9 protein-coding genes and 2 pseudogenes are annotated in these 11,035 nt (G+C 34.4%); 8 read left to right on the plus strand and 3 right to left on the minus strand.

All coding sequences use genetic code 11. The features are described 5' to 3' along the window. The first annotated feature begins 173 nt into the window (after window positions 1-173). The 8 genes and pseudogenes from AC1DVB_RS22230 to sat all read left to right on the plus strand — a co-directional run bounded on the left by AC1DVB_RS22230 (window position 174) and on the right by sat (window position 6,309). Window positions 174-1,100 (plus strand): annotated as a pseudogene (locus tag AC1DVB_RS22230) (polysaccharide biosynthesis protein). Window position 1,101: 1 nt separating this feature from the next. After that, entirely contained in the window at window positions 1,102-1,926 is an 825-nt protein-coding gene (locus AC1DVB_RS22235; protein WP_454861363.1) for a dTDP-4-dehydrorhamnose reductase family protein, read from the plus strand. A gap of 26 nt (window positions 1,927-1,952) precedes the next feature. Continuing rightward, the gene (locus tag AC1DVB_RS22240) at window positions 1,953-2,102 is read left to right on the plus strand and encodes an NAD-dependent epimerase/dehydratase family protein (RefSeq protein WP_477591004.1); all 150 of its coding nucleotides are present in this window, start codon (window positions 1,953-1,955) and stop codon (window positions 2,100-2,102) included. Window positions 2,103-2,109: 7 nt separating this feature from the next. Beyond that, window positions 2,110-2,277, plus strand: coding sequence for a GDP-mannose 4,6-dehydratase (locus AC1DVB_RS22245; RefSeq protein WP_477590993.1), 168 nt, complete (start codon window positions 2,110-2,112; stop codon window positions 2,275-2,277). A 97-nt stretch (window positions 2,278-2,374) separates the two neighbouring features. Continuing rightward, window positions 2,375-3,091: a glycosyltransferase family 2 protein gene (locus AC1DVB_RS22250; RefSeq protein ID WP_477590995.1), complete on the plus strand. Its 717-nt coding sequence runs from the start codon at window positions 2,375-2,377 to the stop codon at window positions 3,089-3,091. 488 nt (window positions 3,092-3,579) lie between these two features. Continuing rightward, window positions 3,580-4,446 (plus strand): sulfite exporter TauE/SafE family protein, encoded by an 867-nt coding sequence (locus AC1DVB_RS22255; protein ID WP_477590997.1) that lies wholly within the window; start codon window positions 3,580-3,582, stop codon window positions 4,444-4,446. Between the two features lie 23 nt (window positions 4,447-4,469). Further along, complete coding sequence (cysC, locus tag AC1DVB_RS22260) at window positions 4,470-5,084, plus strand: adenylyl-sulfate kinase (protein WP_477590999.1); 615 nt, start codon at window positions 4,470-4,472, stop codon at window positions 5,082-5,084. A gap of 46 nt (window positions 5,085-5,130) precedes the next feature. Continuing rightward, window positions 5,131-6,309: pseudogene (gene sat / locus AC1DVB_RS22265) on the plus strand (sulfate adenylyltransferase). 339 nt (window positions 6,310-6,648) lie between these two features. Here sat and AC1DVB_RS22270 read toward each other — a convergent pair. The 3 genes from AC1DVB_RS22270 to AC1DVB_RS22280 all read right to left on the minus strand — a co-directional run. Beyond that, window positions 6,649-7,260, minus strand: coding sequence for a class I SAM-dependent methyltransferase (locus AC1DVB_RS22270; RefSeq protein ID WP_477591001.1), 612 nt, complete (start codon window positions 7,258-7,260; stop codon window positions 6,649-6,651). A 93-nt stretch (window positions 7,261-7,353) separates the two neighbouring features. Beyond that, entirely contained in the window at window positions 7,354-8,241 is an 888-nt protein-coding gene (locus AC1DVB_RS22275; RefSeq protein WP_477591006.1) for a glycosyltransferase family 2 protein, read from the minus strand. Between the two features lie 165 nt (window positions 8,242-8,406). After that, on the minus strand, window positions 8,407-11,035 hold a 2,629-nt coding region (locus AC1DVB_RS22280; protein ID WP_477591002.1), incomplete at its 5' end, for a coiled-coil domain-containing protein.

Raw genomic sequence — 11,035 nt, forward strand, 5'->3', positions numbered from 1 at the left:
CGTCAATTGTGTGAAGGTTATGGTTAACCAGCAAAAGAACTGGACTTTTCCAGAAGGTTACAACCATAAAAACGTTTCAGATAAAGTACTTAAAATAATACTGGGAGGCCATGAAATTGATTAAGAATCGAACAATCTTGGTAACAGGCGGTACAGGCTCATAGGGATATGAATTGGTTAAGCAGTTATTAGATTTTGAACCGAGTGAAATACGGATTTTTTCAAGAAATGAGTCTAATCAATTTACAATGAAGCAAGAGTTTGATAATAATCCGAAATTACATTTCATAATCGGGTATGTAAAAGAGAAGGAAGCTTTATTGGAAGCTTGCCAAGGGGTTGATTATATTTTCCACTTGGCAGCGTTAAAGCATGTACCTATTTGTGAAGACCAACCCATAGAAGCATTAAAGACGAACGTAATCGGAACACAGAATGTTATAGAAGCCGCAATAAGCTGTAATGTTCATTTAGTTATAAATATTTCTACAGACAAGGCTTCAAATCCATCCAACTTTTACGGCCTTTCAAAGGCGATGGCAGAAAAATTGATTATCCATGCTAATACATTAAACACGAAAACAAGATTTGTATGTATCAGAGGTGGGAATGTTTTAGGAACAAATGGAAGTGTCATCCATGTATTTAAAAAGCAGATTAAAGAAAAGGGGAAAATCGGAATAACTGACTTGAACATGATGAGATTCTTACTAACCATTGAGGAAGCGATTAAATTGGTATTTAAGGCTACATTTATAAGCATTGGCGGAGAAATTTTCGAAATGAAAATGCCGTCCTGTAAAATTATTGATCTTGCTCAAGTATTAATTGATTCTTCTGATGTGGAAAATGTTGAAGTGGATATCCTAGGTATTAGGCTTTGAGAAAAATTGCATAACCCCCCACTCTGAATACGAAAGTAAAACGACGATTACTTTTGATGATGAGTACTTTGTTATTCTTCCTACAATCCATTCAGAAGAAATAAAGGACATTATTCAAAATATAAACCTGTAAACTTATTGAACTACAATTCAAGCAAAGCATTGATGAGTAAAGACGAAATCAAAGAGATATTAAAAAAAGGTAGGTTTATTTAAAATGAAAGTACTAATCCTTGGCGGAAAAGGAATGGCTGGACACGTAATAACAGCATATTTTCAAAAAAATCCACAGTATAAAGTGTTCTATTCATCAAGGGACCCCGAAGATAAAGGGAGTATCTACCTAGATATTACTAACCCAACAAAGTTGGAGGAAATTATTGAATCTATAAAGCCGGATATAATTATTAACTGTATTGGTATATTAAATGACCATGCGAGCAATAATCCAAAGCTGGCATTTCAGGTAAATAGCTTATTGCCACATGAGCTGGTCAAATTAGCTGAACGGAACAATGGTAAATTTATTCATATTAGTACAGATTGCGTGTTTTCAGGAACGAAAGGAAATTATACGGAGGATGATATTCCTGACGGTACTTCTTTTTATGCTAAATCAAAACAACTGGGAGAAATCATTAGCGATAAACATTTAACCATTCGCACCTCAATTATCGGTCCAGAGTTAAAAGCAGATGGAATAGGATTGTTTCAATGGTTCATGAAACAAAAAGATCAAATTATTGGTTATGAGAAAGTACTGTGGAATGGAGTAACGACACTTGAGTTAGCTAAAGCCATTGAAGCATTGATTGAGAATAACGTAACGGGCTTATATCATTTAGGTTCTGAGAATAAAGTGTCAAAATATAATCTTTTGAAATTAATCAAAAGGACTTTTAATAAAACAGACGTTGAGATTTTACCCGACTCAAACATCGTACTGGATCGAACAATAAAAAATACAAGGAACGATTTCTATTATCAGATTCCTACTTTTGAACATATGTTGAAGGATTTAAAAAGTTGGATGGAAAAGTGATGAGCCGGATGCCTAAATTGTTAATTATGGGGGCAAGCGGGTTCACCGGTCAGCATGCGTGTAATCACTTTGTAAACGCAGGTTTTGCTGTTACTGCTGTGTCTAGAAAGAGTTTCGGAAATGGTCAAGTTCAGAAAGAGCTTTGTGATCTATTAAACAAGGAAAAATGTTGGTAAGTTAAAAATGAAAGTGAAACCCGATTATCTTCTTCATTTAGCATGGCAAAACCATATAGGAAAATCATGGATTGATCCTGTTTCTTCTCTGGAAGCAAATGAAATGTCAACCCTATATTTAATTGAAGCACTAAGGCAAGAAAATCCAGACTGTAAATTTTTAGAAAACCCTTAAGCCTATACCATTATTAAACTATTCTCATATATTAGGAGTATAGATCTGCTTCTTTTTAAGGTGTTTAAGTGTCATTGATCTTTGAAGGAGGGTGAATGTGAAGAAAGTATCTATTGTTGTTCCGTTTTATAATTGCTCCTACATTGATGAAGCATTGGAAAGTTTGATGAACCAAACATATAAAAATATTGAAATTATCGTTGTGAATGATGGCTCTACAAAATATTCAGATAAAATCACTCCGTATCTAGATAGAATTATATACATCGAAAAGGGAAACGGTGGAACAGCGAGCGCATTAAATATGGGCATCAAAAATATGACAGGTGACTATTTTTGCTGGCTCAGTTCAGATGATATCTTTTACCCTGAGAAAACAGAAGTTCAATTAGACTTTATGAATAAAAATCGAGCGTTATTTAGTTATACTTCTTATTATTGTATAAATGAAAATGGTAAAATAATCACTCCTAGTTTGGGTATACATCTGCCTAATAAATTTGAATTAATTAAAACAATGAGCAGGGGAAATATTATTAATGGCTGTACGGTAATGATTAATAGGAAGATATTTGATCTAATTGGAGTGTTTGATGAAACACTTCCATATACTCACGATTATGATTTATGGTTAAGGATCGTACAAAAATTTGACATACAGTTTTTGTCTCAACCTTTATTACTTTATAGGGTTCATCCACAAATGGGCTCGAGTAAGCATGCAGTTAGTATCAAAGAAGAAACTAGTCTCGTTGTTAATCGACACAAAGCTAACATGAGACAATTGATGTTAAGGCACTTTAGAAAACAATAAATTCATACTCAATATGCAACTAGCCTTGTTTCGCTAAAGTTGAAAGTCCTTGTGTTTTTAACAAGGGCTTTTCCTATTTTAATAGAAGAAATTTTATTATTTCGTATTACTTTCGGGTTAGGAAATTAAGTATTGTTTTGGCTGAGGTTGAAATTACCCTGTCTAGGGGAAGCGGTAAAGTGAATTATTTGACTTATACGTCTATAGCAAGTAAGGGTGTTTTTGCATATCTTATAGAGATTAATCTCCATCTTATCAATATTTGGTTGTTTCCTTTTTTCGAACATGACTTTAAAGTCTGGAAAAATCAATATTTTTTGTTAAGTATTACTTAAATAAAATGTCAGACGAGCATCCGTTTTATGTTGATGTTTTAAACAAAATTAAAAAGATACCTCCAAAAAATGTATTATTTCAATGTGTTTAGGATTGGCTACAATGCGACAAAGCACCTTTATGAGAATTACGTATTTATGTAGGAGGGGAACATGAGAAAGCTCATCATATTCGCATTTATCGGTTTTTTGGCTCAATTAATTGATGGATCCTTAGGTATGGCTTATGGGATTACTTCAACATCGCTGTTGTTGACATTTGGAATTGCACCTGCAGTGGCTTCTGCTTCTGTACATCTGTCCGAGGTAGTGACTACTGCTGCTTCTGGTATATCTCATATGAAATTCGGGAACGTTGATCGTCAAGCGCTTTTAAAATTAATCATTCCTGGTTCAATTGGGGCATTTTCAGGGGCGTGTTTTTTGAGTAATTTACCAGGAAATGTAGTAAGACCTTATATTTCGATCTTTTTATTTATTCTTGGCGTATATGTACTTTTTCGTTTTTTAAATATTTCTAAAACAAGAAATGAAAGAAAATCAATTAATATATCAAGAAAAAAATCAATCGTTTTGGGGTTAATAGCTGGATTTGCAGATGCCACCGGTGGGGGAGGGTGGGGCCCGATTACAACTCCTGTCCTATTATCTCAAAAAGGTGTTCCTGCCAGAAAAGTAGTGGGTACGGTCGATACGAGTGAGTTTGCTGTTGCTGTTTCTGCAACATTGGGGTTTCTTATTGCATTAGGCTGGCAGGAAGTGAACTGGTTTTGGGTAATTGCGCTAATGGCAGGGGGAATTATTGCCGCACCCATCGCTGCTTGGATCGTTACAAAATTGCCATCTTATTTATTGGGAGTCCTTGTAGGGGGATTCATTATTCTGACGAATGCACGAACGTTGATTAACACTTGGACGGTTCTTGATCATTGGTCTTCCGTTATTTATATGCTCATATTAATTGGCTGGACAGTATCATTAGTGTATGTCATCCGAAATAATAAAAATCCTGTTCCATAACGAAAAAGTAAAGGGGAGATAATATGGGTCAAGATGGGTATATCCATCATCATTCATTTTCCATTACAAAAGAACATAGGCAAGCTTTACATGGACATAAAAGTTTTATTCTTTGGTTTACAGGTTTATCAGGTTCAGGTAAGTCAACCATGGCGAATATGGTCGAAGGAAAACTGCATGAGAAGGGGATCTCGACATATATTTTAGATGGAGATAATTTACGGAATGGATTAAATGAAGACCTTGGTTTTAGTTCTGAAGATAGAAAGGAAAATATACGCCGAATAGGGGAAGTTGCCAAAATTTTTGTCGATAGCGGGATCGTGGTATTAGCCGCGTTTATTTCGCCTTATATTAGTGACCGAGAAGCTGTCAGAAAAAAGGTACAACAGGGTGAATTTCTTGAGATATATGTCAAATGTCCTTTAGAAGCCTGTGAGAAACGAGATCCCAAAGGGTTATATAAGAAAGCCAGAATAGGAGAGATCACTCAATTCACAGGGATTTCAGCCCCTTATGAAGAACCGGTAAACCCTGAAATCATTATTGAAACCAGTCAATATTCTATTGAAGAATGTGTGCAGCAGATCATGAACTTCTTAAAAGATAATGAGCATTTAGGGGATGTCAATATTTAGATCTGAAAAAGACCCAATGGAAGTACAAATGATAGAGGTGGTATATATGGATGTTCAAAAAACCACCATTGAACCACATGGCGGAAAGCTTATTAATCGTGAATTAACGGGAATTGCCCGTAAAGAATATTTGGAAAAGTGCAAATCCCTTTCGCCCCTTACTATCTCAAAATGGATTATTTCGGATATGGAAATGATTTCAAATGGTGGGTTTAGTCCGCTTATTGGATTTATGGGGGAAAAAGATTACCAGAGCGTCTTAAAATATATGCATCTGGCAAACGGATAACCATGGACGCTTCCGGTTACTCTTCCTGTAACAAAGGAAGAGGCGAAGAGTATTAATGCGGGGGATGAAGTGGCTCTATATAGTGATGAGGGAGAACTGTGCGGGGTCATTCAGGTAGAAGAAATGTTTGAATACGATAAACTGGAAGAAGCTAAACTAGTTTATAAAACAATGGACGATAATCATCCTGGGGTGAAAAAACTATTTGAGCAAGGGGATATCTATATTGCTGGGCCTATTTTTCTAGTAAATAGGCCTTCACATATACCGTTTGAAGAATATTATATGAGTCCAAAAGAAACTAGAAAAATGTTCACAGACTTAGGTTGGAATACTGTGGTCGGATTTCAAACTAGAAATCCAGTGCACCGAGCCCATGAATACTTGCAAAAAACAGCATTAGAAACGGTTGATGGGCTTTTGTTGAATCCTCTTGTGGGTGAAACGAAAAAGGATGATATACCTGCAGATATACGGATGGAAAGCTATCAAATTTTATTAAAATATTACTATCCATTGGACCGAGTCCGACTTGCAATTTATACAGCAGCAATGCGTTATGCCGGCCCTAGGGAAGCGGTCTTTCATGCGCTTGTTCGAAAGAATTATGGTTGCACACACTTTATTGTCGGCCGTGATCATGCTGGGGTAGGAAAATATTATGGAACATATGATGCGCAAGAAATTTTCAGCCAGTTTGACCCTAAAGAAATAGGTATTAAACCATTGTTTTTTGAACATAGCYTTTACTGTGGAAAATGTATGAATATGGCTTCGTTGAAGACATGCCCTCATTCTGCTGACGATAGGTTCATTTTAAGTGGAACGAAAGTCCGGGAAATGCTGCATGAGGGTATTACTCCACCACCGGAATTTACTCGCCCTGAGGTGGCAGAAGTACTTATTAAGGGCATGAAGCAAAAAGGGGAAGGCTAACCAAAAGGCACAACTACTATCCTATCGAGTATTATACGAGGAAGCCCTTACAAGGGGTTTATTAAGCCTTTGTTTGGTACAGTGCTTTATCCAGCTTAAGTCTGAAAAGCCGTGTGTATTTTAATATTTCCGCACCAATCCATTGGCTACCCTCATTATACAAATAATTTTGTACAACCTGTACCTTTAATTCCTTGGGAAATTGATATGTATCCCCTTTTTTAGGCATAATAAGATCTATCCAAGTAGTAGTTTAACATCCATGTTATTTCATGGACTTTTTACACTGTCTAACTAAGGGGATAATATCATGCGGAAGCGGAAACAGAGAAATATATTTTAAAAATTGATGATATTCAGATCCCATAAAGCTAGTGATTTATCAGTATAGTTCATTTCTCCTTCCGTACAATTCTCATTAATAACCAAGATAGGTTTTGGAAAGTTGAATGGCTCAATCTCTAGATTAAGAGGGCGCCAGTTTCCTGTTCTTATTTCATGATTACACGTAAGGTTAGTAAATGTAGTCGTTAATAAATACCTCGACTGGCTTGCTTTAAAATTGTTTAAAGCTAAATGAATATCAGAAAAACTAAAATGTACAAGACAATCTCGACAGAGGATTAAATCACCTGTAGGCAGACGATCTTTTGTAATGTCCATATGAAAAAACTGTACATTGTTTATTGGATATTCTTTTTTATTTCTTTTTATTATCTCATCGACGATATCAATCCCAATATATAATTCTGTATTTTTGTATATTTCCTTCATCCAATTAAAATCACCACATGGTGCATCTATTATTTTTTTTATCTGAAGTTGTTTTATTATGCTTGGTAATTCCTGAATGAGTGTTTTGGTTTGAGTAAGTGATGATCCCGTACCAGATACAGACTCAGAGTTTCCCCACATGTTTTTTTTATAAATATTTGTAAATAGTTCTTTCATTTACATTCACACCTTTCATCATTTTGATTTATTTAGAAAGGAATTATAAAAACGACATGACTCTCTTAGGAAAGATGGGGCGCTCTGTAAAAACTAGAAATCTATATTAAATTTGGCAAAGTACCAATCATCATCATATTTTCGTTTTTGAAAGTAGGCCCGTCGCTGCTTTTTAACTCCATCAAGGAGCACTTGGGATTCAATCGGGTTTGCTTTTACATGGATCATGAGTTTTTTGCACTTCTGTATGCGATGAGTATTAAAATGAGAGTAGGCCATCCTTAATAAATTATAATAAACTTCATCATAGCTAACTTCATAGGGGTGAGTTTTTCTGAATAGATGGATTATTTTTACATTAGGCGAAACGTGGCAGCGAAATCCAAACAGCCATAGCTTAATAGAAAGCTCTACATCTTCATGTCCCCAAGTTTTAAATCCGGTTTCAAATCCGCCAACATCTTCAAACACTTTTTTTGAGATAATAAAGCATCCTCCGGGTAATACGGCAGTTTCAAAGAGGCCATTTTGTTTAGAGTTCCATTTAATTCTAAGGTTTGACTTTAAGGTCATACCATAGCCAATGAAATCGGAATTGCCAAACGAAGCGATTGCTGGGGTTACTGCATCTGATTTTCCTGTAAGCAGGGGTTCTACAATATGATCGATCCACAAATCTTCAAACTGTAAATGGGCGTCGCAAAAAATCAGGAATTCTCCAGAAGCTTTTGTTGCTCCTAAATTTCGTGCGCTGGCAGCTCCAATGCCATCTGTTTCAAAAAGCTTAACCTGGTTTGCGTGATTATAGGTATTAAGAAAATCGCAGCAATCATCTGATGATCCATCGTTTATAATAATCACTTCAAAGGAATAATCTGTATCACTTGAAAACAATGAATCGAGAGTGTTTTTCACATTTTCCCCTTCATTTTTGGCAGGAAAAATTATTGAAATTAAAGGATGATTTTTCACTTCATTTATCTCTCCTTTTGTAACGATTTTTCATTAGTAAGAAAAATTCAAGGACGTGATATTTAGGGGGGGATATCACAATCCTTGATCTTCGGTTGAAAGTGGTATTTAAGTTTCTGTTTGTAGTTCCATGAGTTAAAGTGAGGGTACATATACTCTTAATAATGGTTATTATTAATGCTTTCTAAAATTCTTAAAGGGATCTATCGCTGTTTTTTGCGCTCCAGAATGTAAATTATATAAAGGATGATTTTTATAAAACATATCTAATGAAAATGAATCTGACTTAGTGTTTTTAAATGTAGTATCTTGGTAATCTTTTTTCTGATACGATGACAAGATCCCGGAATTATAATTTTGTTGAGTTCGATCAATTTCTGTGTAACTCGGTTTATTTAGGGGAGAGGATATTTGACTATGTGATGTTTGCATATTAAAATTTTGGGTTGTATTTTTTTGTTGGTTTGTTTCATTCGAGAATCGAAACGCACTTGGTTGATTAATTACTTCTTTGTTATTTGGCGAATTGAAATTTCCCATATTAACACGAGTATTTCCAACTTGCTGTTGTTTTCCATTATTATTAAAAGGTTTTTCCATTTTTCCTGTTGCTTGCAAATGATTTTTTTCTCGTTGTTTAATATATTTTGTTCGTTCATCTTTATCATGTATTTCTTTTGCTTTTTGATCATTTACCGTTTTACTTGTAGTTTCCATTTTTTTTAAATAATTAATTTCTTTATCTTTTAAATCTATTATGGAACCGGTTAAGTTCTTAATTTCCTGTTGATGTTGGCTTTCATTTTCCTTTAAATTGATAATCGTCTGTTCTAAATGATCAATCTCGGCTTTATATTTATTTTCTTGCTCTGAAACACGAGCAATCGATTGATTTAACTGATCGATTTCTTGTTGATGTTGACTTTCATTTTCCTTAAAATGAATAATCATTTGCTCTAGGTTTTCAATCTCTGCTTTATATCTATTTTCTTGCTCCGAAACAAAAGCGATCGTTTGATTTAACTGATCGATTTCCTGTTGACGTTGATTTTCATTTTCCTTTAGATTGATAATCGTCTTTTCTAAATGATCAATCTCAGTTTTATATTTATTTTCTTGCTCCGAAACAAGAGCAATCGATTGATTTAACTGATCGATTTCTTGTTGTTGTTGACTTTGATTTTCCTTTAAATTGATAATCGTCTGTTCTAAATATTCAATCTCGGCTTTATATTTATTTTCTTGCTCCGAAACAAGAGCAATCGTTTGATTTAACTGATCGATTTCTTGTTGATGGTTATCTTCATTTTTCTTAAAATTAATAAGCATTTGCTCCAGGTTTTCAATCTCGGCTTTATATTTATTTTCTTGCCCTGAAAAAAGAGTAATCGATTGATTTAATTGTTCGATTTCTTGTTGATGGTTATCTTCATTTTCTTTAATATCAATAATCATTTGCCCTAGGTTTTCAATCTCTGCTTTATATTTATTTTCCTGTTCGGATAGGTGGTCGATGGTTTGGGTATAATTTTCAATTTCCTGGTTAAATTTGTCGATAACTTGTATATGATGATTTTCCTTTTCGGAAAGTTCAATCATGGCTTTTTCTAATTTTTCAATCTCCACTCTATATTTATTTTCTTGTTGGGATACAACGCTAATCGTTTGATTTAACTGATCGATTTCTTGTTGATGGTAGTTCTCTTTTTCCTTTAAATCTATAATCATCTGTTCTAGACTTGCAATTTCCACCTTATATTGACTTTCCTGTTCCGATAGTTGGCCGACTATTTGAGTATAATTTTCAATTTCCTGTTTAAAGTTGTCGATAACTTGTTTTTGCTTTTCTTCCTTTTCGGAAAGTTCGATCATGGCTTTTTCTAAACGTTCAATCTCGGCTTTATATTTATTTTCTTGTTGGGATACAACGGCAATCGWTTGATTTAACTGATCGATTTCTTGTTGATGGTAGTTCTCTTTATCCTTTAGGTCGGAAATCATCTGTTCCAAATTCTCAATGTTCACTTTGTAATGACTTTCCTGTTCGGATAGGTGGTCGATCGTTTGATTATATTTTTCMATTTCCTGTTTAAAGTTTTTGATAACTTGTATATGATGATTTTCCTTTTCGGAAAGTTCGATCATGGCTTTTTCTAAGCTTTCAATCTCCACTTTATATTTATTTTCTTGTTGGGGTACAACGCTAATCGTTTGATTTAACTGATCGATTTCTTGTTGATGGTAGTTCTCTTTTTCCTTTAAATCTATAATCATCTGTTCTAAATTTGCAATTTCCACCTTATATTGACTTTGCTGTTCCGATAGTTGGCCGATCATTTGAGTATAATTTTCATTTTCCTGTTTAAAGTTGCCGATAACTTTTTTCTGCTGCTCTTCCTTTTCGGAAAGTTCGATCATRGCYTTTTCTAAACTTTYAATSTCSRMTTTATATTTATTTTCTTGTTGGGATRCAWCGCTAATCGTTTGWTTTAACTGATCGATTTCTTGCTGATGGTCGTTCTCTTTTTCCCTTAGATCGGTAATCATCTGTTCCAAATTCTCAATGTTCACTTTATATTGTCTTTCCTGTTCGGATAGGTGGCCGATTATTTGAGTATAATTTTCAATTTTATGTTTAAAGTTTTCGATAATTTGTTTATGATGATTTTCCTTTTCAGAAAGTTCGAACATGGATTTCTCTAAATTATCAATCTCGGCTTTATATTTATTTTCTTGTTGGGTTACAACGCTAATCGTTTCATTCAACTGCTCGATTTCTTGTTGATGGTCGTTCTCTTTTTCC

The organism is Peribacillus sp. P4_D6, assembly GCF_056401795.1.